20 protein-coding genes are annotated in these 21,800 nt (G+C 69.7%); 10 read left to right on the top strand and 10 right to left on the bottom strand.

Annotated elements, in window-relative coordinates:
- Positions 1-126 precede the first annotated feature (126 nt).
- The 5 genes from ACWAT3_RS15010 to ACWAT3_RS14990 are packed head-to-tail and all read right to left on the bottom strand — an operon-like array spanning position 127 to position 5,594.
- Positions 127-1,437 (bottom strand): DUF58 domain-containing protein, encoded by a 1,311-nt coding sequence (locus ACWAT3_RS15010; RefSeq protein ID WP_460799696.1) that lies wholly within the window; start codon positions 1,435-1,437, stop codon positions 127-129.
- Positions 1,438-2,412, bottom strand: a complete 975-nt coding sequence (locus tag ACWAT3_RS15005) for an AAA family ATPase (protein ID WP_460799695.1) — start codon at positions 2,410-2,412, stop codon at positions 1,438-1,440.
- Positions 2,413-2,458: 46 nt separating this feature from the next.
- Complete coding sequence (locus tag ACWAT3_RS15000) at positions 2,459-3,649, bottom strand: DUF4350 domain-containing protein (RefSeq protein ID WP_460799693.1); 1,191 nt, start codon at positions 3,647-3,649, stop codon at positions 2,459-2,461.
- Positions 3,646-4,284: a DUF4129 domain-containing protein gene (locus ACWAT3_RS14995; RefSeq protein ID WP_460799691.1), complete on the bottom strand. Its 639-nt coding sequence runs from the start codon at positions 4,282-4,284 to the stop codon at positions 3,646-3,648. Before ACWAT3_RS14995 ends, ACWAT3_RS15000 begins: the two co-directional genes overlap by 4 nt.
- Positions 4,281-5,594: a glycerophosphoryl diester phosphodiesterase membrane domain-containing protein gene (locus ACWAT3_RS14990; RefSeq protein WP_460799690.1), complete on the bottom strand. Its 1,314-nt coding sequence runs from the start codon at positions 5,592-5,594 to the stop codon at positions 4,281-4,283. The genes ACWAT3_RS14995 and ACWAT3_RS14990 overlap by 4 nt, the downstream gene beginning before the upstream one ends.
- A 240-nt stretch (positions 5,595-5,834) precedes the next feature.
- Between ACWAT3_RS14990 and mtrA the strand changes: the two genes are divergently transcribed.
- From mtrA to hpf, 5 genes are all read left to right on the top strand, one after another.
- On the top strand, positions 5,835-6,515 hold the full coding sequence (gene mtrA, locus ACWAT3_RS14985; protein ID WP_460799688.1) for an MtrAB system response regulator MtrA: 681 nt from the start codon (positions 5,835-5,837) through the stop codon (positions 6,513-6,515).
- Between the two features lie 8 nt (positions 6,516-6,523).
- Positions 6,524-8,248: an MtrAB system histidine kinase MtrB gene (mtrB, locus tag ACWAT3_RS14980; protein ID WP_460799686.1), complete on the top strand. Its 1,725-nt coding sequence runs from the start codon at positions 6,524-6,526 to the stop codon at positions 8,246-8,248.
- Positions 8,245-9,948: an LpqB family beta-propeller domain-containing protein gene (locus ACWAT3_RS14975; RefSeq protein WP_460799684.1), complete on the top strand. Its 1,704-nt coding sequence runs from the start codon at positions 8,245-8,247 to the stop codon at positions 9,946-9,948. The genes mtrB and ACWAT3_RS14975 overlap by 4 nt, the downstream gene beginning before the upstream one ends.
- Before the next feature lie 107 nt (positions 9,949-10,055).
- Positions 10,056-10,685, top strand: coding sequence for a ComF family protein (locus tag ACWAT3_RS14970; RefSeq protein ID WP_460799682.1), 630 nt, complete (start codon positions 10,056-10,058; stop codon positions 10,683-10,685).
- 120 nt (positions 10,686-10,805) lie between these two features.
- On the top strand, positions 10,806-11,462 hold the full coding sequence (gene hpf / locus ACWAT3_RS14965; protein ID WP_460799680.1) for a ribosome hibernation-promoting factor, HPF/YfiA family: 657 nt from the start codon (positions 10,806-10,808) through the stop codon (positions 11,460-11,462).
- A gap of 63 nt (positions 11,463-11,525) precedes the next feature.
- On the opposite strand, the gene ACWAT3_RS14960 is transcribed toward hpf, so the two are convergent.
- Both ACWAT3_RS14960 and ACWAT3_RS14955 read right to left on the bottom strand, forming a co-directional pair.
- Positions 11,526-12,878: a coiled-coil domain-containing protein gene (locus ACWAT3_RS14960; protein ID WP_460799679.1), complete on the bottom strand. Its 1,353-nt coding sequence runs from the start codon at positions 12,876-12,878 to the stop codon at positions 11,526-11,528.
- 96 nt (positions 12,879-12,974) lie between these two features.
- Positions 12,975-13,586, bottom strand: coding sequence for a PadR family transcriptional regulator (locus ACWAT3_RS14955; RefSeq protein ID WP_460799677.1), 612 nt, complete (start codon positions 13,584-13,586; stop codon positions 12,975-12,977).
- A 178-nt stretch (positions 13,587-13,764) separates the two neighbouring features.
- On the opposite strand from ACWAT3_RS14955, the gene secA reads away from it, so the two are divergent.
- Both secA and ACWAT3_RS14945 read left to right on the top strand, forming a co-directional pair.
- Positions 13,765-16,557, top strand: coding sequence for a preprotein translocase subunit SecA (gene secA / locus ACWAT3_RS14950; RefSeq protein WP_460799676.1), 2,793 nt, complete (start codon positions 13,765-13,767; stop codon positions 16,555-16,557).
- 109 nt (positions 16,558-16,666) lie between these two features.
- Entirely contained in the window at positions 16,667-17,893 is a 1,227-nt protein-coding gene (locus ACWAT3_RS14945; RefSeq protein WP_460799674.1) for a pyridoxal phosphate-dependent aminotransferase, read from the top strand.
- On the opposite strand, the gene ACWAT3_RS14940 is transcribed toward ACWAT3_RS14945, so the two are convergent.
- Both ACWAT3_RS14940 and ACWAT3_RS14935 read right to left on the bottom strand, forming a co-directional pair.
- Positions 17,784-19,061: an AAA family ATPase gene (locus tag ACWAT3_RS14940; RefSeq protein ID WP_460799672.1), complete on the bottom strand. Its 1,278-nt coding sequence runs from the start codon at positions 19,059-19,061 to the stop codon at positions 17,784-17,786. The genes ACWAT3_RS14945 and ACWAT3_RS14940 overlap by 110 nt on opposite strands.
- Positions 19,058-19,669, bottom strand: a complete 612-nt coding sequence (locus ACWAT3_RS14935; protein WP_460799670.1) for an SAF domain-containing protein — start codon at positions 19,667-19,669, stop codon at positions 19,058-19,060. The genes ACWAT3_RS14940 and ACWAT3_RS14935 overlap by 4 nt, the downstream gene beginning before the upstream one ends.
- Positions 19,670-19,767: 98 nt before the next feature.
- On the opposite strand from ACWAT3_RS14935, the gene ACWAT3_RS14930 reads away from it, so the two are divergent.
- Positions 19,768-20,043, top strand: coding sequence for a helix-turn-helix domain-containing protein (locus tag ACWAT3_RS14930; RefSeq protein WP_460799668.1), 276 nt, complete (start codon positions 19,768-19,770; stop codon positions 20,041-20,043).
- 9 nt (positions 20,044-20,052) lie between these two features.
- Here the strand turns inward: ACWAT3_RS14930 and ACWAT3_RS14925 are convergent, their stop codons facing one another.
- Positions 20,053-20,634 carry a hypothetical protein gene (locus ACWAT3_RS14925; protein WP_460799666.1) on the bottom strand — a complete coding sequence of 194 codons (582 nt, stop codon included), beginning with the start codon at positions 20,632-20,634 and terminating at the stop codon, positions 20,053-20,055.
- A gap of 124 nt (positions 20,635-20,758) precedes the next feature.
- Between ACWAT3_RS14925 and ACWAT3_RS14920 the strand changes: the two genes are divergently transcribed.
- Both ACWAT3_RS14920 and ACWAT3_RS14915 read left to right on the top strand, forming a co-directional pair.
- Positions 20,759-21,145, top strand: coding sequence for an Rv3235 family protein (locus ACWAT3_RS14920; protein WP_460799664.1), 387 nt, complete (start codon positions 20,759-20,761; stop codon positions 21,143-21,145).
- Positions 21,146-21,224: 79 nt separating this feature from the next.
- Positions 21,225-21,773, top strand: a complete 549-nt coding sequence (locus ACWAT3_RS14915) for a YceI family protein (protein WP_460799662.1) — start codon at positions 21,225-21,227, stop codon at positions 21,771-21,773.
- Positions 21,774-21,800: the final 27 nt, after the last annotated feature.

Genomic DNA, 21,800 nt, shown 5'->3' with positions numbered 1-21,800 from the left:
CCCTTGCGGTCGCAGTTGGCGCCGCTTACCCGCGCGTGAAACGGCACGAACTGCGACCGGAACGGTGGCGATCACGGATGAATCGGCGTGAACTGCGATCGGGCGCGCGACACCGCGACACCGCGCCTACAGGCGGCCGGCGGCCTTCAGCTCGAGGTAGCGGTCGGCGATTCGCGGGGGGAGCGCCTCCGGATCAGCCGCGATCGCCTCGCCGCCTGCGCGGCGCACGGCATCGGCGACGTTCTCGGCGTCGCGGAGTGTGCGCTCGGCGGCAGCCGCGAGATACACGTCCTCGCGCGACCCGCGTCCGCGGGCGATCTCGACGACGGAGGTATCGGTCACCGACCCCACCAGCACGGTCGTGGCGCGGCCCGGCTGCGGGAACGCGCCGAGGAAGCCGCGCGCGGACTCCGCGGCATCCTGCGCCGTGAGCACGACGATCAGCGACGGGCGCGTCGTCAGCGCCCGCAGCGACGCGAACGCGGCCGGCCAGTCCGTGTCGACGAGTCCGGCGTGCACCGGCGCCATCGCGTCGCTGATCGCCGGCAGCAGCGCTGCGCCGTCGACCCCTGTCACGCGGCCGCGTACGACGCGGTCGAACATCTGCACGTGCACGTGGTCGCCTGCACGCGAAGCGAGAGCACCCAGCAGCAATGCCGCCTCGAGCGATGCCTCCAGCCGCGTGCCGTCGCCGACGCGGGCCGCCGCGGTGCGCCCGGTGTCGATCAGGATCACCACGTGCCGGTCGCGTTCCGGCCGCCACGTGCGCAGCATCGTGGTGCCCGCGCGCGCCGTCGCCCGCCAGTCGATCGAGCGGATGTCGTCACCGCGCACGTACTCCCGCAGCGAATCGAACTCCGTACCCTGTCCTCGCACCTGGATGCTCGTGTTGCCGTCGAGCTCCTTCAACCGCGCGAGTCGGGAGGGCAGGTGCTTGCGCGCGGTGAACGCGGGAAGCACCCGCACCGCCCCGCGGACGTCGTGCCGTGCCTGCCGTCCGCCGAGCCCGAGCGGACCCGCGGTCCGGATCATGACGAATTCGCTGACCAGCTCACCCCGACGGCGCGGCTGCAGCGGGATCTCGATCCGTCGCCGCTCGCCCGCCGGGATGACCAGGTGCTGGCGTTCCGTCGGCGCGCCGGCGGTCGGCTGCCATGCGTCGCGGATGCGCGCCTGCAGGGTGCGCGACCCGGTGTTGTGCAGCGCGACGCTGACCGGCACCGGCTCGTTCAGGCGCGCACGCGCCGGCACCCGTCTGGTCACCACGACCGAGCGAGCGGATGCCGCGAGAACCACGTCCGCCGCGAGCAGCACGAGGCACAGCAGCAGCCAGCCGCCGACGACCACCCACGCCGGGCTCCCCGTCGTCGACGACAGCACGACGACGGGGACGATCCCCAGCCCGATGAGCAGGGCGAAACGGCCGGTGACGAACACTTAGATCGGCACCCTCGTCTGCTGGACGACGGCGGTCAGCACGGCATCCGCCGAGACGCCTTCCATCTCGGCGTCCGGGCGCAGCTGCAGGCGATGGCGCCAGACCGGCACGAGCATGGTCTGCACGTGGTCCGGGGTCACGGCGCTCGAGCCGTTGAGCCAGGCCCACGCCTTCGCGGCCGCGAGCAGCGCGGTCGAGGCGCGGGGGCTCGCGCCCAGTTGGACCGACGGCGACTGGCGACTCGCACGAGCGAGGTCGACGACATAGCCGAGCACATCGTCGGTGACGTCGACGCGTGCCGCGGCATCCTGCGCCGCGCGGATCTCGTCCGCCGTGACGACGGGCTCGATGCCGGTCAGCGCGCGCGGGGAGAATCCGCCCGCGTGCAGGCGGAGGACGTTCACCTCGGCATCCCGCTCCGGCATGGCCACGACGAGCTTCATGAGGAAGCGGTCGAGCTGCGCCTCCGGGAGCGAGTACGTCCCTTCGTGCTCGATCGGGTTCTGCGTCGCGGCGACGAGGAACGGATCGGGCAGCGCGCGGCTCACGCCGTCCGCGGAGATCTGCCGCTCCTCCATCGCTTCCAGCAGCGCAGCCTGGGTCTTCGGAGGCGTGCGGTTGATCTCATCGGCGAGCAGCAGGTTCGTGAAGACCGGGCCGGCGCGGAACTCGAACTCGCCCGTGCGCGCGTCGTACACGAGGGATCCCGTCACATCGCCGGGCATGAGGTCGGGGGTGAACTGGACGCGCTTGGTGTCGAGCCCGAGCGCCCTGGCGAAGGAGCGCACCACGAGCGTCTTGGCGACACCGGGCACGCCCTCCAGCAGCACGTGGCCTCTCGCAAGCAGCGAGACCAGCAGGCCGGTCACGGTGCCGGCCTGTCCGATCACGGCCTTGTCGACTTCCTGGCGCACCCGGTGCATGGCCTGGCGCAGCGCCGCGTCGTCGTCGGGATTCGTCAGCGGGGTGGTCATGGGGTCCCTTTCAGCAGGTCGAAAGCGGTCGGTGCGCACGCCGGGGTCATCGCGTTCCCCGTTCGGTCCGGATGGCGTCGTCGATGGCGGATTCCAGGTCGCTCAGGCGGCGCGCGTGGTCGATGAGCTGATCGTCGGATGCCGGGAGGGCACCGTTCAGCAGATCCTGCACCCCGGTCCGCGGGGTGCGGAGGCGATCGGCCACGGCATCCGCGACCTCGCCGGCCCCCGCGCGATCGTGCAGGCCGAGTCGTCGTGCGAGTCGCCGAATGGTACCGGCCCGGATGGCCTCAGCGGCGTGCGCGGCATCCGCCGCCTTCGCCGTCAGTCGCGCGCGGCCGTGCATGGTCTCGGACGCGCGAACGGTCACGGGCAGCGTCTCGGCGACGAGCGGGCCGAAACGGCGTCCGCGCCACACCCCGGCGGCGACACCGGCGAGGAGCAGCATCACGATCGCCGGTGTCACCCAGTCGGGTGTCAGCTCGCCCAGCGACGGCTCGGTCTGCGCCTCGAGATCGGTGTCGGCGAACGACGGCACGTACCAGACGACGTGTCCGGTCTGTCCGAGCAGCGCCAGGCCGAGCGCGGCATTGCCGTCCTCGGCCAGATAGCCGTTGCCGAACAGGCGGGTGCCGTCGATCATCGCTCGCCGGGCGTCAGCGCTCTCGTCGATGAGGAGGGCCGCATTGCCGTCTTCGTCGGTGTAGCACCCGGTGACGCCGTCGGCAGGAACGAACAGCCGCCCTGGGTGGATCTCGCCGACCCGTGCGAACTCCGGAAGCTCGCAGGATGCCGTGACGGCGGCCGCCGTGCTCGCCGCCGTGCTCTCGCCGAGCTCCAGCAGGGACAGCATCCGGGAGCTCGCGGACAGCAGGACGACGCGGTTCGCCGGGTCGATGAGCTGCTGGACCGCCTCGTCCGAGAGCGTGTACGGATCGGTCATCACCAGCGTCGTGTCGTCCTCGATCGCCGCGATCGCATCCGCGCGGGAGCGCACGACCTCCACCTCGACATCCTGGTCGCGCAGGATCTCGGCGAGCGCGAGCATGCCGTGCTCTCCGGTCCCGTCCGGGTCGCCGCCGCCACGGAACGGCACGGATGTCGCCGTCCCGATCCGCATGATGAGCAGTGCAGCGCCGACCACGAGCAGAACGATGACGATCCAGCCGAGCACGCGACGCGTGCGGCGCGGGGGTGCGGCAGCCGTCGACGCGGGCTGTTCGACCGTCGTGCTCATACCGGCACCGCCTGCGGATGCCGCGACATCAGCCGCTCGTCGATGTCGGCGAGCGCGCGGTAGCGCTCCGGCGAGGACGGATGCTCGAGGTAGCGCACATCGTCGAAGGAACCAGCGGCTTCATGCAGCGCGGCGGCTTCATCAGGGAACACGCGCGCGGTGTCCCTCGCGATGCCCTGCGCCGTGGCGCCGGGGGCCGGGTCGATCAGGTCGCGTTCGAGCAGGCCGCGGGCCAGCGCGCGGAAGCGCAGAATGGTCGCGTCCTCCCAGTCGCCCGACCGCGCCGCGCGTTCCGCGTCGGCGCGCAGCTGCGCCGCCGTACGGTCATCGCGCTCGCCGAGGAGGTCGCGCCCTGCAGCGCGCAAGGCGCGCGATGCACGCGGCCGTCCCCACACGATCAGTGCTGCGATGAGGGCCGCGACGATCACGACGCAGACGATGACCAGCGCGAGCGGGCCGACCTGCCCGCCGCCGTCGGGCGTGAACAGATCGCCGAGGTACCGGACGACGTCACGGGCGAGCAGATCGAACCAGGTCGGCCTGGCCTCGTCGTAACGGGGCTCGGCGAGCTCCTGCTCGGCCCAGCGCCGCGCCTCGTCGCCGTCCGGGACGAAAGGCTCGAGGGGCAGCGTCATGCGCGGCCGCCGGGAGGCGCCCACGGGCTGTCCGAGGGCGGCTCGGGCTGCGCGGACTCGGGCCGGGCGGAATCGTGCTGTGCGGAATCGGGCTGAGCGGGAGCAACCTGCTGCGGGGACGCGGGCGGCGGCACCGGCTGCGCGTACCCCGGTTGCGGCGCGGCTGCCGCGTACGGCGGGGCCGCCGCATACGGCTGTGTGGGCTGGGCCGGCGCGGCTCCGTATGCCGGCGCGTATCCAGGAGTCTGCGCGTACCCCGGCGCCCATCCCGGCTGCGTCGGCGTCAGCACAGGCGTCGGCGGAGCGCTCGTGACGGCGCGCGCGGGGTCGACCGCGAACGGATCGCCGAGCTGCTCCGGGGACCAGCCGAGGTCACGGCGCTCGAGGAAGGCGACGAGCGTCTGATCGAGTCCCTCGTAGCGGTAGCGGCAGTCGATGTAGACGAAGGCGGCTCCCGTGCCCTGCACGACCAGGGCGACGGCCTGGATGACGAGCACGAGAACCTGGGGGAGCACCGTCGCGAGAACGCCTGCCGTGATGATCACGGCAGGATCCTCGCTCCCGGTCGGTGCGAGTACGGGGAGCAGCAGAGTGGACAGCAGGGAGAGCGGGAAGCTCACCAGCTGCGCGGCGAAGCCCATGATCAGATTGATGAGGACCATCACGCCGAACGCGACCCAGAACCGGCCGCGGGTGAGGCGCCAGCTGCGCACGAGCGCCTCGCGCAGGGTGGCCTGTTCGAACACCAGCACGCTGGGTACGAGCAGCAGCTTCGTGCCCAACCAGACGGCGAGCGGGATGCTGGCGGCGATGACCAGCAGCACCAGGCCGATCCCGAGTCCGAGGAAGTCTGACGAGCCGCCGATGAACCCGATCACCAACCCGGCGATGATGCCGCCGGCTATCGCGACCACGCCGAGGGTGAACAGCATCTGCAGCAGGGCGAAGCCGACCAGACGCCAGAAGACCGGCCGCACCTGCGCCCAGAGCCGCGAGAGACTGGCCTTCTCGCCGACCGCGGCGAAGCGCACCTCGGCGGCGACGATGCCCTGGACGAGCGCCGTGAAGCCGAGCGACAGCAGGCCGACTCCGAACGCGACGAGTCCGTTGATCGCGAACGTGCCGATCAGCAGGGGCTCGAAGTCCGGCGAACCGGGGGAGACGTTCTGCAACCGGAGGATCGTGACGATCAGGACGGTCACCATGATGCCGGCGGCCACCAGTGCCATGAGCAGCTGCATCACGACCGCGAAGCCGAACACGACCTTCGGGTTGTGACGCAGCACGGCGAATGCTCGGCCGAGGAGCATGCCGAAAGTGAACGGGTGAAGCGGAACGATGCCTCGCTTCGGGGCGGGTGTCCACGTCTGTCCGCTCACGGCGCTCCCTCCGACAGTGCTGTTCCCATCGTGTCATACCGACTGCAAGGCCCGGCGGGGCGGCGGGGGTTCCGTGAAGTACGGCGTGTCGTGAAGTACGCTGGGAAAATCTGCGGCCGTTCGGTGTGTTCCCGACGGGCGCCCTGGGAAGAAAGTCGGAGCTGGGCACACATGACCTCACGCATCCTCGTTGTCGATGACGACACCGCACTCGCCGAGATGATCGGGATCGTGTTGCGCACCGAGGGATTCGAGCCGGTATTCTGCGCGGACGGCGCACGAGCCGTCGAGGAATGGCGCACGCAGCGGCCGGACCTGATCCTGCTCGACCTGATGCTCCCCGGGATGGACGGGATCGAGATCTGTACGCGGATCCGTGCCGAATCGGGCATCCCCGTCATCATGCTCACGGCCCGCAGCGACACGGCGGATGTCGTCCGGGGTCTCGAGGTCGGAGCCGACGACTACATCGTCAAGCCGTTCAACCCGAAGGAGCTCGTGGCGCGCATCCGCACCCGGCTGCGCCCGTCGACGCAGGCGGCCAGCGAAGTGCTGCGCATCGGCGACCTCGTCGTCGACGTCGATGCCCATGAGGTCCGCCGCGGCACGGCACCCATCGCCCTGACGCCCCTGGAGTTCCAGCTCCTCGTCGCGCTGGCCTCGCGGCCGCAGCAGGTGTTCTCGCGCGAGATGCTCCTCGAGCAGGTCTGGGGCTACCACTACAAGGCGGACACCCGGTTGGTGAACGTGCACGTGCAGCGTTTGCGCGCCAAGGTCGAACTCGACCCGGACAACCCCAAGATCGTCATGACGGTGCGCGGCGTCGGATATCGCGCCGGCGCTGTCGTCTAGGAGTCCGCGTGATCGCGACGAGCGCGACGGTCACGCAGGTCGGGCTGTGGCGCGACTGGCGCAGCTGGCCCTCGAACATGAGTGCGCTGTGGCGACGGTCGCTCCGTTTCCGCACGATCACGATCACCCTGCTGCTCACGGCATCCGCGGTCTTCGTGACCTGCGCGACCATGGCCCTGGTGATCGCGAACGACCTGTTCGAGTCGCGGAAGGACCAGGCGCTCGCGGATGCGCGCCGTGCCGTGGCGGCGGCGCAGACCACGCTCGATGCGGCCGAGGTCGGCGACGACCGCGCCGCTTTCGTGGCGCTGTGGCGGGTCGTGCAGCGCGATCTGCGCGGCACGTCCTCATCCGACCGCATCGCCGTGTTCCAGGGCGACATCGACCCGGGAGGCTATGCGCCGCCGACCTTCGGGTCGATCGAACTGCTGGACGAGGGCCTCGTCACGCCCGCACTGCGCACCCGAGTGGACGAGATCGACGACGTGCAGGCGTGGCAGTCCGTCGCGCTGGAGGAGGACGGCGCCGAAGTGCCGGGCATCATCGTCGGACAGCAGCTGTTCGTCCCCGATGTCGGACCCTACGAGGTGTACATCGCGTACGACCTGTCCGACTCCGAGCAGACGCTGGTGTTCGTCCAGCGCACGCTCTGGGTCGCCGGTCTCTCGCTGGTGGCGATCATCGCGGGGATCTCCTGGATCGTCCTGCGGTCGATGTCGGTGCCGATCGTGGAGACGGCCGAGGTGAGCGCGCGATTCGCGACCGGCGATCTCGGCGTGCGCATCCCCGTGCACGGCGAGGATGAGCTGGCCACGCTCGGGCATTCGTTCAACGCCATGGCGGACAGCATCGAGGCGCAGATCAAGGAGCTCGGCGAACTGTCCCTCGTGCAGCAGCGGTTCGTGTCCGACGTCTCGCACGAGCTGCGCACCCCGCTCACCACGATCCGTCTCGCCGCCGACATGCTCAACGATCAGCGCGGCGAGTTCGATCCGACCACGGCCAGGACAGCCGAGCTCCTGCACACGCAGGTGCAGCGCTTCGAGACGCTGCTGAACGACCTGCTCGAGATCAGTCGCTACGACGCCGGATCCGTGCAGCTGGAACTGGAGGCGACCAGCCTCGCGCACCTCGCCGAGGACGTCATCGATCAGATGCGGCCGCTCGCCGACGGTCACGGCACCGAGCTGCGCCTGGTCGCGCCGGGCGGCTACTCGCCCGTCGACATGGATGCACGTCGGGTCCGCCGCGTGCTGCGCAATCTCATCGGCAACGCGATCGAGCACGGCGAGGGCCGGCCGGTCGTCATCACGGTCGACAGCAACCAGCATGCCGTCGCGGTGGGAGTCAGGGACTTCGGCCTGGGGATGTCGGCCGCCGATGCGGAGCGCGTCTTCGACAGGTTCTGGCGCGCCGACCCGTCCCGCCAGCGCACGATCGGCGGCACCGGACTCGGCCTGTCGATCGCGCTCGGCGACGCGCGGCTGCACGGCGGAAGCCTCGCCGTCTGGTCAGAGCTCGCAGTCGGGTCGAACTTCGTGCTGACCATTCCGCGGCAGCCGGGGCCGATGCAGGGCTCGTCTCCGGTCCCGCTGGAGCCCGCCGATGCACTCGGCGACCTCTCCGATGCGACGCAGCCGCTGCACGTCGCGCAGGTGCGCTACGAGCTGGATGCCGAGGAGCACGGTGCCGTCGATCCGGACGAGGCGCACGAGCGGAAGGGGCGATCATGAGAATCCGCAGGATGCTGCGCGGCGGCCTCGTGATCGCGCTCGCCGCAGCGCTGACGGCGTGCGCCGGTCTTCCGACGTCCGGCCCGGTCGGAATCGGGCTTCCCGTCGGCGCCGTCGAGGCCGACTCGCCCTTCACCGAGCGCGCCTCGAGTCCGATCGCCGGTGCCGGACCGGAGGTGATCGTCGCCGGGTTCTTAGAGGCATCCATCACCCCCACCGACAACTGGGCGATCGCGAAGGAGTTCCTCACTCCCGAGTTCGCCGATATCTGGCGCCCTGGCGCCGGAGTCACGATCGACGTCGCAGGATCGCGCACCTATGCGTCGAGCGTCGACTCGCCGGACGAGGTCGAGGCGGCGGACGCCGCCGACGTCGAGGTCGACCTGGACCAGCGCGCGAGCGTGGACGCGGACGGTCGCTACACCGAGGCCGCCGGCGGCACGGAGCTCGACTTCCAGCTCGCGCGCGACGCGGACGGCGAGTGGCGGATCGCGAGCGCGCCGGACGGCATCGTGCTCGACGAGGGATCGTTCCAGCAGGTGTACAGCCGGTATTCGCTGCAGTACTTCGATCAGAGCTGGCGCCACCTCGTGCCCGACGTCCGCTGGTACCCGCGCGGCTCGAACGTCGCCACCTCGATCACGCAGTCCGTGATCGAGGGGACGCCGAGCGACTGGCTGGAGCCGGCCGTGCACACGGCGTTCCCGGCCGATGTGCTTCTGGACGGCAACTCGGTTCCGGTGTCGGAGCAGATCGCGAGCGTCGCGCTCACGGACGCCGCGCTCTCGCTGGACGCGGCCACACTCGCACGCATGCGGACGCAGCTGGAGAGGAGCCTGACGGCCACGGGCGTCACCGAGGTGCGCTTCACCGTGAACGGCAGCGCTCTCGAAGCAGACGAGGCCGGCCTCGCCGGGGACGGTGGTGACGTCGGAACGATCGTGCTCACCGAGGACGGCTTCGGCAGCCTGGTCGGCGGCGAGGTGGTGCCGATCGCCGGCATCACGGATCTGCTCACTCAGTTCCAGGATCCGGTCACCGCGATCGATCTCGCCCAGGGCGAGGGACTCGCGGCGGTTCAGGTGAGCACGGGCGTCGTGTTCGCGATCACGAACTCGAAGGCCAACGAACTCGACTCCAGGCCAGGCCTCGTCAAGCCATCGATCGATCCGTACGGATTCATCTGGTCGGTACCGGCCGGCGATCCCCAGGACCTGCACGCGTGGACCGAGGACGTCACCCCGCACGACGTGGCGGATGCCTGGTCGGAGGCATCGGCGATCTCGGCGCTGCGAGTGTCGACCGATGGCGTGCGCATCGCGGCCCTGGTCACGATCGGCGGTCGGCAGAGCGTCGTGACCGCGGTGATCCTGCGCGACGAGAGTAATGTGCCGATCGGCCTCGGGCCGACGCACGAGGTCGTCGAGCTGAGCGCGCCAGCGCAGGGGCTGGTCTGGTCGGGAACCGACAGCCTCGGCATCCTGGCGACGGGCGAGGATGCCGCGATCCGGACGCAGATCGTCGGCGGGCCCGGCAGCGAGCAGAGCGCGCCGACGGGCAGCGACTCCTTCGCGGGCGCGAAGTCGCAGGCCGGTCTGAGGATCCTCGGAGCGGACGGCACCCTGTACGCGCCCCGCACGTCGGCTTGGCAGGAGTTCTTCTCGGGTGTCCTCGTGCTGGGGACGCGGGCGGGCTACTGATCCGCTCCGCTCTGCACAGCGCGCACGATCGATGAGTTCTGCACGGATGCGGGGGATGCCACGGCATCCTTCCGCCGGCGCCTCAGGCGTGCATGCACACTGGCCGGATGCCGGAACGCGCATCCCACCCGCATCTGCTCGATGAGATCCTCAGCGTGCTCCTCGGCGCCTCGTGCGCCGGATGCGACGAGCCGGGGTGGCTGCTGTGCGCCGCATGCCGGAGCCTGCTGCGTGCGATGCCGGTGCAGCGCGTCCTGACGGGCGGGCTCACCTCGACCGCTGCACTGTCGTTCGAGGGCGTCGCCGCGCGCTGCATCCGCGCCGTGAAGGAGGACGGAAGCACGCTGCTCGTCCGGCCGCTGGCGGCGGCCCTGCGTGAAGTCCTGCCCTCGGAGACCACGCTGATCGTCCCGGTCCCGACCTCCAGGGGGTCCTTCCGGCGTCGGGGCTATCGCGTGCCCGACCTGCTGGTGCGCGCGTGCGGGCGACGTCCCGTGCGACTGCTCGCGCATGTCGGTGGCACCGAGGATCAGCGTGGGCTGGGGCGGGCCGAACGGGCCCGCAACGTCGCAGGCAGCATGCGGGCGAGGCGTCTCGGCGCCGGAGAGGAGGTGATTCTCGTGGACGACGTCATCACGACGGGGGCGACGCTGGTCGAAGCGTCCGCCGCGCTCACCGAGGCGGGATTCCTGGTGCGCGGAGCGGTCGCGCTCGCCGCCACGCCGAGGCTCGGATGAACACCTGGCCGACACGAGGCAAATGGGTCGTGACATCCATAGGAACGGGGACTACGGTAGGGGGTCACAAGGCGACCACGGTCCGCCCTTGGCCGGGAGGACCGGGACAAGGAGGCACGAATGGAAACGAGCATCGTCGGCGTGGGAGTGAGCATCTCAGATCGCTTTCGCACCGTTGTCGAGGAGAAGATCGCCCGGATCTCCACGCTCGCAGCCCGAGCGCAGCGCTTGGATGTCAAGGTCACCCATCGGGCGTATCGCGGGGGCCGAGTCCCTGATGAGACCGTTGAACTCACCCTGGTGAGCAAGGGCCCCGTCGTGCGTGCGGAGGCCACAGACGGCGACAAGTTCGTCGCTCTCGACCTGGCTCTCGACAAGATGTCCGAGCAGCTGCGGCGTGCGAAGGAGAAGCGCATTGATGGCCGCCAGCACCCACGAGGTGCTCATTTCGAGAAGGGCAGCGGCGCCCTGGAGGGAATCGACGTGCAGCCGGCATCCGCCGACGTCCTGCACGCCGTGGCGACCGGAAGTGTCCCGGTGGTCGACTCCGAGGAAGAGGCGTACTCGCCCGTCGTCATCCGGACGAAGAACTTCGATGCGGAGTGGATGACCGTGGAAGAGGCGGTCGACCGCATGGAGCTGGTCGGACACGACTTCTTCCTCTTCGTTGACGTCCGCACCGACCACCCGAGCGTCGTCTACCGCCGCAAAGGCTGGGACTACGGCGTGATCTCGCTGACGACTCAGGCGTCGCCGGAGGAGGCGTTGGCGTCCTGACTCGTCCCTGAACACACCGAAGGCCCGGCTCGCGCCGGGCCTTCGTCGTGCAGGGCGGCGCCGTCAGTCGAAGATGCCGTCCAGGATGCTGCCGATCACGAGGCCGCCGAGGATGCCGGAGGCGAGGTCGCCTCCGCCTCCGCCGCGGCGACCGCCGCCGCCCCAGCCGCCGCCGCCCCAACCGGGCGCGTCTCCGCCCCAGCCGTCGTTCTGCTGCTGCGGACGGGCGGAGTCGATGTCGCGCTGGGCGAGCTGCAGCGCCTCGGAGGCGAGCTGCGCCACCCGTCGCGCGGCGGCCAGGGCCTGTTCCCTGGTCTCCTCGGCTGGCAGGAGCATCGGAACGTCCGTGCGCAGTCGCTCGGCTTCGGCGAGGCGCGTCCTGGCATCCGCGCCGATCCAGCCGCGGTGTCCGGCGATGAGGCTGCGAGCGACGCCGAGCTGACGGTCGGCGTCGTCGAGCGCGTGCTGCACGTGCTCGACCGAGGGCAGCGGATTCTCGGCGCGGTGGCGCGCCGTGGCGATCGCGTCGTCGAGTGCGGTGTTCGCGGTTCGCAGCGTGCTCAGCTCCGTGAACGGATCGTTGCGCGTGCCGGACGGGGACAGCGACGCGAGTGCCTTCTCGAGATCGGAGATCGCGGTGGTGACGGCGGGCACCTGCGGGGCGGTGCGAGCAGCCACGATGTCCCCGCGCGAATCCGCGACGACCTCCGCCAGCGTCGATTCGGCCCGCAGGGCCTCGATCTCGAAGTCCTCGACGGCATCCAGGACGACCCCGGCGCGACGGATGGCTTCGGTCGCAGTCTCCAGGGCGAGGTTGGCCTCTTCGTTCTGGCGCGCGGCGCGGCGGCGCTCGGACACATCGGCACCGTGCGTGGCGAACGCCGCGAGCTGCTCGGCCTCGTCGGCGGCGGCGGCGATCTGGTGCATGGCGGATTCGGAGTACCGGCTCGAGAGCCGTTCGATCGTCGAACGGGCGTGGGGGAGGCGCGCGGTCAGCGTCTCGGCATCCTGACGCAGCTGGGCGATGACCTGCGGAGCCTGCCGTACCCTGGCGACCTGCTGGGCGAGAGCTGCGGTCTTCTCATCGAGCAGCTGCTCGGCCCACTCGCACAGCTGGGCGATGCGCGCGTTGCGCGTGCGCAGCTCCTCGGCCGTGTCCGGGATCTCGTCGTGGTTGAGCTGGTGCAGCTGGAACGCCTCGCGCAGATGCGTGCGCACGGCGTCGAGCGCGGCCTTTAGGTCAGCGGTCAGAGACGTTCCGAGCTCTGCCTCGGCGAAGACCAGCTCGTCTCCCGCCGTGCGGATGCGCTCGTCGGCCGCGACGAGCGCCTGCTCGGCCTTGCGTGCGAGGTCGGCATCCTGTGCCGATCGTGCAGCTTCTTCTTCGCGCTTGCGTCTGCCCCAGAATCCAGCCATGAGCCGATCCTACTTTCCGCAGCGGATGCCGAGGCTGTGCATCCGCTCGGGGCGAACGCGCGGCGCTCGATCAGGCGACGCGCGGGAACGCCTCGTTCATGCCTCGACCGCGGCTTCCGCTTCGGCCTTGGCTGGTCGGCCCCGCTTGGGTCGCTCGGTCGTGAGTTCGAGTGCCATGGCGTGCTGCGGGTGCATCGCCAGGCGCTGTTCGGCGTGGTCGAGCCAGCGCGTCTCCGCCTCGGCCGCGAAGATCATCGAGTCGACGACGAGCGACCAGGCCAGCTCCTGCGGTCCGTCGGGCTCGCCGCCCGCGTACTGGGCGCGCTGGAGCGACTGCAGCTGCCGCAGCGATGCGACGCGCTGCGTCTGGATCACCGCGGAAACGTCGACGCCGGGCAGGGTCGCCGCGACCGCCAGCTTGATCGCGAGCTCGTCGCGCGTCGCCTGCCCGCGTTCGACGGGGGACGACAACCAGGACGCGACCTCGGCGGATCCGACATCCGTGATCTGCCAGTACACGTGCCCCTGATCATCCGCCTGCCCACGCTCGACCAGCCCATCGCGCTCGAGGCGTTCGAGCGTGTTGTAGATCTGACCGACGTTCAAGGGCCAGGTGGACCCCGTCCGTCGGTCGAACTCGGCGCGCAGCTGGTAGCCGTAGCACGGCCCCTGATCGAGGATGGCGAGCAGGCTCTGGCGGACGGACATGCGGTCTCCTTCGGGTGGAGGTGCAAACGCAATACCGAGTATATGCATACGCGGAAACGTCGACGGGCGTCCCTTGCAGGCGACGCGCAGGTCACGGCCCGGTAACATGGCACAGTATGCCCGGCACCGGCCCCATCGGGGCGGCCGGGATCTGACCCAGAACAGGGAGATGACTTAAGTGGCGAATCCTCTTGAGAAGCTGCTGCGCGCGGGTGAAGGTCGCATCCTTCGCCGCCTCAACCAGGTCGTGAAGGCCGTCGGCGCGCTGGAGGAGGACTTCGAGAAGCTCACCGATGAAGAGCTCGCGAACGAGACCACCGAGCTGCGCGCCCGACTCGAGAAGGGCGAGACGCTCGATCAGCTGATGCCGGAGGCGTTCGCCGCCGTCCGCGAAGCGGCCAAGCGCACACTCGGCATGCGCGCGTACGACGTGCAGATCATGGGCGGCGCCGCCCTGCACATGGGCAACATCGCGGAGATGAAGACCGGTGAGGGCAAGACGCTCGTCGCGACGTTCCCGACGTACCTGAACGCGATCGCCGGCAAGGGCGTCCACGTCATCACGGTGAACGACTTCCTCGCGTCGTACCAGGCCGAGCTGATGGGGCGCGTGTATCGCGCCCTCGGCATGACCACGGGCATCATCGTCTCCGGGCAGACGCCGGCGGTGCGCCGCGAGCAGTACGCGGCCGACATCACTTACGGGACGAACAACGAGTTCGGATTCGACTATCTGCGCGACAACATGGCGTGGCGCAAGGAGGATCTCGTCCAGCGCGATCACTTCTTCGCGATCGTCGACGAAGTCGACTCGATCCTCATCGACGAGGCGCGCACGCCGCTGATCATCTCGGGTCCGTCGTCGGGCGAGGCGAACCGCTGGTTCGCCGAGTTCGCCAAGATCGCCCGCACGCTCGTCGAGGGCGAGGACTACGAGGTCGACGAGAAGAAGCGCACGGTCGGCGTTCTGGAGCCCGGCATCGAGAAGGTCGAGGATTACCTCGGCATCGACAACCTCTACGAGTCGGCCAACACTCCGCTCATCTCGTTCCTGAACAACTCGATCAAGGCGCTCGCGCTGTTCAAGAAGGACACCGACTACGTCGTCATGAACGACGAGGTCATGATCGTCGACGAGCACACCGGTCGCATCCTCGTGGGACGCCGCTACAACGAGGGCATCCACCAGGCCATCGAGGCCAAGGAGGGCGTGCCGGTCAAGGCCGAGAACCAGACGCTTGCCACCGTCACGCTGCAGAACTACTTCCGCCTCTACGACAAGCTCGCCGGCATGACCGGTACCGCCGAGACCGAGGCAGCCGAGTTCATGTCGACCTACCAGCTCGGTGTCGTCCCGATCCCGACCAACCGCCCGATGGTTCGCAAGGACCAGGCCGACCTCGTCTACAAGAACGAGACGGCGAAGTTCGCGCAGGTCGTCGAGGACATCGCCGAGCGCCACGCCGATGGCCAGCCGGTGCTCGTCGGCACGGTCAGCGTCGAGAAGAGCGAGTACCTCTCGCGCCTGCTCGCGAAGAAGGGCATCAAGCACGAGGTCCTCAACGCGAAGAACCACGCCAGGGAGGCCGAGATCGTCGCGCGCGCTGGTCGTCTCGGCGCCGTGACCGTCGCCACGAACATGGCGGGTCGAGGCACCGACATCATGCTCGGCGGCAACGCCGAGTTCCTCGCCGTGCAGGAGCTCAAGGCGAAGGGCCTCGACCCCGCCGAGACTCCGGAGGAGTACGAGTCCGCGTGGGATGAGACGTACGAGGCGATGAAGGCCATCGTCGCCGAGGAGAGCACCAAGGTCGTCGACGCCGGTGGCCTCTATGTCCTCGGCACCGAGCGCCACGAGTCGCGCCGCATCGACAACCAGTTGCGTGGTCGATCCGGACGCCAGGGCGACCCCGGCGAGAGCCGCTTCTACCTCAGCCTCACCGACGACCTCATGCGCCTGTTCCAGTCCGGCGCAGCCGAGGCGATCCTCGCGCGCACCAACTTCCCTGACGATGTGCCGATCGAATCCGGGCTCGTGTCGCGGGCCATCCGCAGCGCGCAGTCGCAGGTAGAGGCGCGCAACGCCGAGATGCGCAAGAACGTCCTCAAGTACGACGACGTCCTCAACCGCCAGCGTGAGGCGATCTACACCGACCGTCGTCAGATCCTGCACGGCGATGACATCGCCGATCGCGTGCAGCACTTCATCGAGGATGCCATCACGGGTGTCGTCAAGGACCACACCGCCGAGGGGCACAACGAGAGCTGGGACTTCGACGCGCTCTGGACGGAGCTGAAGACCCTGTACCCCGTCGGCGTGACCATCGATGAGGTCGTCTCCGAGGCGCAGGGGCGCAAGGGCGGCATCACGTCGGAAGGGCTCATCCGCGAGCTCCTCTCGGACGCGAAGATCGCCTATGAGACCCGCGAGTCCACGCTCGGAACCCCGGCCACCCGCGAGCTCGAGCGCCGCGTCGTGCTGCAGGTGCTGGATCGTCGCTGGCGCGACCACCTCTACGAGATGGACTACCTCAAGGACGGCATCGGTCTGCGCGCCATGGCGCAGCGCGACCCGCTGATCGAGTATCAGCGCGAGGGCTACGCGATGTTCCAGGCGATGATGGGGCAGATCAAGGAGGAGTCGGTCGGCTACCTCTACAACCTCGAGGTCGAGGTGCGCCGCGCCGGTGACTCCGAGACGGCGTCCGTCGAGGCCAAGGGTCTCGCCGACGGCGCACCGGAGCAGCGGCTGGAGTACTCCGCGCCGACCGACTCCGGTGACGTCGAGGTGCGCAACGAGCGCGGCCAGGTCCAGCAGGCGGCGACGGATCGCATCCGCCGCGCGGCCGAGGCCGCTTCGGCCGCTCCTGCGGCGGATGCTCCGGCCGAGCGCGGTGCGTTCGGGCAGCCCACGGGCGAGAGCGCGCCGGCTCAGAACCGCGCCCAGCGCCGCGCAGGCAAGAAGAAGTGAGCTGATCCGCCGGCTGACCGCGGTCAGCCGGCGGAGCGCTGCCCTGCCGGTGGATCATGCATTGGCCGGACGTCGAGAGGCACCATCCGCACGGCGGTAGGCTTTCTCAATGACCCACTCGCGCCACTTCGACCAGTCGTCGAAGCTCAAGAACGTCCTCTACGAGATCCGTGGGAAAGTTCCGGCTGAGGCGGCGCGACTGGAAGCGGAGGGCCACGCGGTCCTCAAGCTCAACACGGGCAACCCGGCCATCTTCGGCTTCGAGGCCCCGCATCAGATCGTCCATGACATGCTGGCGGCGCTGCCGACCGCGCATGGCTACAGCGACAGCAAGGGCATCATCTCGGCGCGCCGCGCCGTGGTGAGCCGCTACGAGCAGATCGAGGGATTCCCGCCCGTCGACCCCGACGACGTCTACCTCGGCAACGGCGTCTCCGAGCTCATCACCATGACGATGCAGGCTCTGCTGGATGCCGGCGACGAGGTGCTGATCCCCGCGCCGGACTACCCGCTCTGGACCGCCATGACCAGCCTCGCCGGTGGTACACCGGTGCATTACCTGTGCGATGAGGACAACGGCTGGCAGCCCGATCTCGAGGACATCCGCTCGAAGGTCACCCCGCAGACCAAGGCGATCGTCATCATCAACCCCAACAACCCCACCGGAGTGGTCTACTCCCGCGAGGTGCTCGAGGGGATCATCCAGATCGCGCGCGATAACGAGCTGCTGCTGCTCTCCGACGAGATCTACGACCGCATCCTGTTCGACGACGCCGTCCACATCCCGACCGCGACGCTCGCCCCCGATCTGCTGTGTCTGACCTTCAACGGCCTCTCCAAGACGTATCGCGTCGCCGGGTACCGGTCCGGCTGGATGGTCATCACCGGTCCGCAGGATCACGCCAAGGGGTTCATCGAGGGCATCACCCTGCTCGCGTCGACCCGGCTGTGCCCGAACGTCCCGGCCCAGCACGCAGTGCAGGCAGCGCTGTCGGGCGTGCAGTCGATCGACGCGCTGATCGGCCCGTCCGGTCGGCTGCACGAGCAGCGCGATGTCGCGTGGGAAGGGCTCGAGTCGATCCCCGGAGTCTCGTGCGTCAAACCGCAGGGTGCGCTCTACGCATTCCCGAGGCTCGATCCGAACGTGCATGAGATCCACGACGACGAGAAATTCGTCTACGACCTGCTCGTCGCCGAGCGCATCCTCCTCGTGCAGGGCACCGGCTTCAACTGGCCCACTCCGGATCACTTCCGCGTCGTGACGCTGCCGGAACCGCGCGTGCTCGGCGAGGCGATCGAACGACTCGGGAACTTCCTCGCCGACTACCGGCAGTGATGCCATCGGCCGGTGCGTCCTCGGCCGCCTGCGCGATCCGACGGATGCCGGCCACGAGCGGCGATCGCGGATTCACGTCCGCGATGGGACGAGCGTGCAGCAGCGCGGCATCCGTCCCGCGCTGATCGTGCGGAAGGAAGGTGACGTCGGCGATGCCGGCGAAGCGCTCCAGCGTGCGCCGCACCTGGCCGCGCGCATCGATGCCGAGCGGGCCTGGTCGCACCCGGTTCATCACCACGCGCACCGGGGTGTCGCCCACGATGCTGCGCAGTTCAGCATGATCGCGCAGGAAGCGCGCGACGCCGAGCGGATCGGCGGAGGCGACCGCGATGATCTCATCCGCATCGGCGAGGACCGCGGTCGTCGCGGCGTGCCGCCTCGGACCCTCGAGATCCCAGGTCACCTCGTCGTCGGCCTCGAACGCAGCCGAGGTGTCGATGACGATCCGGTCGACCCACTCCCGGCATGCGGTGAGCGTCCGGCGGAGGCGGACCGCGGAAAGCTCGGGCCAGCGGCTCGGGCGGTTCAACCCGCCGAGGATCTCGACGCTTCCGCCCGACGTTTCGACGGTGGCGGCGAGTCGCGTCAGCTCTGCGGGGTCGAGGCCGCCGAGCTCCGCGCGACGGCACGCGGCCGCGAGCCCAGGGGCTTCGTCGCTGAGCCCGAGCAGCAGAGCGATCGAGGGTGCCACACTGTCGGCATCCAGCAGGGCCGTCCGGTGTCCTGACCGCGCGAGCTCGACGGCGAGCTGGATCGCCACAGTCGAACGCCCCGGCGCGCCGTGGGGGCCCCAGACCGCGACGACGCGCGCCCGCCCGGCCGGTGCGGGGATCGTCGCCGGGGGAGCGTCGCCGGCGATCGCCGCGGCCACGGCGGCGGCCGTCGCGTCGGCGGGGAGTGCTCCGGTGATTCCGAAGCGTCCGAGCAGGCGCGATTCTCCCTCTCCGAGAGCGATGATGCGGATGCCCGCTCTGTCGCAGGCGGAGACGACCTCGGAGGTCAGGGACGCGCGCGCGGCCGGGAGGACGACGGCGTCGAGTTCGCCGAAAGCCGCATCCGGAACCGAGCCGACGGGCAGCACCGCGGCGACGACGATGCCGACATCCTCGAGCTCTTCTGCGAGCGCCGATGCCCGCGGCTCATCGAGTGCGATGGCGACCGTGGTCATCGCGATCCCATCGGCACCACGGACAGTGCAGCGCCGCCGGTGATCGCGGACAGCACATCGGACACATCCGAGCGGTCGATGACGAGCTCCACAGCCGGATGATCCTGCGCCATCATCCCCTCGGTCTCGACGAGCGACGCCACCGTGACGTCGGCGACCAGGATGCGCGGCTCATCGAAGCCCTCCTCGAGCGCCGGCGCCTGCCAGAGCTCGACGACGGTGCCCGGCTCGATCTCGGCCGGAAGACCGACGCTGCTCTCGACGACGAGCGTCGTGGTGCGCGCATCGGCCGCGTCGCCGACGGCAGCGGAGGACAGCAGCTCGCCCTGGGCCATGCTGCGGGTCGCGATCTGCCCTGCGGCGAGATCCTGCGGGGAGAGGTAACCGTCCGAGGCGGCACCGAGCGATACGTCGACCACACTGAAATCTGCGGAGCTGAGTGCCTCGCCCTGCGTGATCGTGCGATCCGCTCTGAGCACGGGCACCGTGCTGCGCGAGGCGTTCACGATCAACCAGACGCCGATGATGGAGAGCGCGACCAGGGCGATGCCGATGTAGAAGCGGGCGTCGCCCCACGGGGTGCGGCGCAGGCGCGTGTGCGTGGTCATGACGGACATGATCACAGAACACGCGGCCGCGCAGAGAAAGTTATCCACAGGGGTGTCGGTCCCAGGTCCTGATCCCGCGGGGAGTGGACAATAGGGTCATGCCCGAACCGTCGTCCCGCGCTCCGCGCTTCCTCGCCCCTGCCGAGGTCGCCGAACTGCTGAGCATCGAGGTCGACGAGGTCATCGCGCTCGTGCACGAGGGGCGGCTGCGCGGTTCTCAACTGGGGTCCCCGGCGCGCTGGCGCGTGGAGGAGAGCAGTCTGGCGGAGTATCTCGCCGAGCAGTCGGAGCAAGCGCGCCGCATGGCGTTGTGGCGTCAGGCGAACGAGGCGAGCTTCCCCGAGGTGTGGGGAACCACGCCGCACCGCCCCTGAGCGGACGCGTCAGCTCTGGCCCAGTTCGACACGGGCGATAGCGGAGAACGCGATCATGACGTAGGCGCGGACGTCCTGCGCGCGGCGCGGCGTGCCGGCATCGTGGACGGCGAGATCCAGGTGGTCCGCTCCGGCGCGATCGATCGTCCCGTGTCTGCGGGAGGCGTCCAGGTCCTCGATCGTCACGGGTACCCGGCGACGGGCGAGATCGCGGAGCACGAAGCCCAGCGTCATCCGCTCGCGCAGCTCGGAGGACGGCAGCGTCGGATCCAGGCTGGCCAGCAGCATCCCGTGATCCATCCGGATGCTGCGGACGGCCGCGAGCGGGACCAGCGACTCCCGGGGGTGCTGGCCGGTGCGCACGGCGAGCCAGTCGGCGCCGAGCTCGACGATCCCTCCGGCCAGCATCCGCCCGCCCGGCAGCTCGAGCGTCACTTCGGCGGACGCGACCGCAAGGGCACGCAGCCGGGCGCGCAGTTCGATGCGGGAGATCCGCAGCCGCTCCGACTCGGCATCCAGTGCGGCGCGCTCCGCCTCCCACTCCGACGCGAGCTGACCTTCGAGGTCCTCGAACAGTCCGTCCCATTGCACGCATCGAGCGTAGGGGAGCGGACGCGAGCCGTGTACGAGTTATCCACAACGGCACCCGCAGATCCGCATGGCGGCCTCCGGACGTGTTCTACTTTCGGCACGTCACGCACGAGAACGGCACGACATGACACTGCATGAGTACTTCTCCTACCAGCCGACGCCGGCGGCGCAGCTGCCGGACCCCGAACCGCTGCTGCGCAGCCTCACGCAGGGAGCGCTCGAGGTGTTCGCCGGTGTGCGGGAGGTCGACCAGCTGGCCCGCTGGTTCAGTGAGGATGCCTACAACAAGCTGGTCATCCGTGCGAATCTCGCGGCACGCGCCCGCAGCGCACGGGATGTCCCGCCCAGCCGACCGGTGTTCGAGATCCTGTCCGTACGGCGGACGGCTCCGGCGGACGGCGTCGTCGAGGCGGTGGTCGTCGTCGCCGGCCCAGGACGCACGCGCGCGGTGGCGATCCGTCTTGAAGGTCTCGATCGTCGCTGGCGCGCGACATCGCTCGCCGTGCTGTGATGGTGCACGCCGTCTGCTGTCAGATGGCGCTTGGTATGCTCATCCGGTTGTACCCGCATCGTGATTGGGTAGGAGCCTGATGAACGACCTCCAGAAAGTCAACGGCGATTGGGAGTTCGACCCCGCGCACACGCGGATCGGATTCTCGGCGCGGCACGCCATGGTGACCACCGTGCGCGGATCGTTCAACGACGTCGCCGGCAACCTGCACGTCGACACCGAGACGCCGGCGGACTCGTCGGCGCGGGTGGTCCTGCGCGTCGCGAGCATCGACACGCGCAATCAGCAGCGGGACGACCATCTGCGCAGCGCCGACTTCTTCGACGCCGAGCGCTGGCCCGAGATCACCTTCGTCAGCACGCACATCGAAGAGGTCGACGACAACGCCTTCGCCGTCACCGGCGATCTGACGATCCGCGACGTCACGCAGCAGGTCGTGATCCCGCTCGCGTTCATCGGAATCGAGACGGATGCCGATGGCAAGCTGCGCGCCGGGTTCGAGGGCACGCGCCGACTGCAGCGCCGCGACTACGGGCTCGAGTGGAACGTTCCGCTGGATTCCGGCGGTGTACTGGTGTCCGAGAAGATCACGCTCGAGTTCGAGATCTCCGCTGTCAAAGTCGACTGACTGCGCGGCGGCCGCGTCCCGAGCCCT

The organism is Microbacterium sp. GXF0217, from assembly GCF_054798195.1.
The sequence above is the reverse complement of the archived record's forward strand: the minus strand, read 5'-3'. Positions and strand labels throughout refer to the sequence as shown.

Excerpts from the sequence above, each read along its gene's own strand:
- ACWAT3_RS15005 (WP_460799695.1), bottom strand. The coding sequence starts at position 2,412 with ATGACCACCCCGCTGACGAATCCCGACGACGACGCGGCGCTGCGCCAG.
- ACWAT3_RS15000 (WP_460799693.1), bottom strand. The coding sequence starts at position 3,649 with ATGAGCACGACGGTCGAACAGCCCGCGTCGACGGCTGCCGCACCCCCG.
- ACWAT3_RS14995 (WP_460799691.1), bottom strand. The coding sequence starts at position 4,284 with ATGACGCTGCCCCTCGAGCCTTTCGTCCCGGACGGCGACGAGGCGCGG.
- ACWAT3_RS14990 (WP_460799690.1), bottom strand. The coding sequence starts at position 5,594 with ATGCTCCTCGGCCGAGCATTCGCCGTGCTGCGTCACAACCCGAAGGTC.
- mtrA (WP_460799688.1), top strand. The coding sequence starts at position 5,835 with ATGACCTCACGCATCCTCGTTGTCGATGACGACACCGCACTCGCCGAG.
- ACWAT3_RS14975 (WP_460799684.1), top strand. The coding sequence starts at position 8,245 with ATGAGAATCCGCAGGATGCTGCGCGGCGGCCTCGTGATCGCGCTCGCC.
- ACWAT3_RS14970 (WP_460799682.1), top strand. The coding sequence starts at position 10,056 with ATGCCGGAACGCGCATCCCACCCGCATCTGCTCGATGAGATCCTCAGC.
- hpf (WP_460799680.1), top strand. The coding sequence starts at position 10,806 with ATGGAAACGAGCATCGTCGGCGTGGGAGTGAGCATCTCAGATCGCTTT.
- ACWAT3_RS14960 (WP_460799679.1), bottom strand. The coding sequence starts at position 12,878 with ATGGCTGGATTCTGGGGCAGACGCAAGCGCGAAGAAGAAGCTGCACGA.
- ACWAT3_RS14955 (WP_460799677.1), bottom strand. The coding sequence starts at position 13,586 with ATGTCCGTCCGCCAGAGCCTGCTCGCCATCCTCGATCAGGGGCCGTGC.
- ACWAT3_RS14945 (WP_460799674.1), top strand. The coding sequence starts at position 16,667 with ATGACCCACTCGCGCCACTTCGACCAGTCGTCGAAGCTCAAGAACGTC.
- ACWAT3_RS14940 (WP_460799672.1), bottom strand. The coding sequence starts at position 19,061 with ATGACCACGGTCGCCATCGCACTCGATGAGCCGCGGGCATCGGCGCTC.
- ACWAT3_RS14935 (WP_460799670.1), bottom strand. The coding sequence starts at position 19,669 with ATGACCACGCACACGCGCCTGCGCCGCACCCCGTGGGGCGACGCCCGC.
- ACWAT3_RS14930 (WP_460799668.1), top strand. The coding sequence starts at position 19,768 with ATGCCCGAACCGTCGTCCCGCGCTCCGCGCTTCCTCGCCCCTGCCGAG.
- ACWAT3_RS14920 (WP_460799664.1), top strand. The coding sequence starts at position 20,759 with ATGACACTGCATGAGTACTTCTCCTACCAGCCGACGCCGGCGGCGCAG.
- ACWAT3_RS14915 (WP_460799662.1), top strand. The coding sequence starts at position 21,225 with ATGAACGACCTCCAGAAAGTCAACGGCGATTGGGAGTTCGACCCCGCG.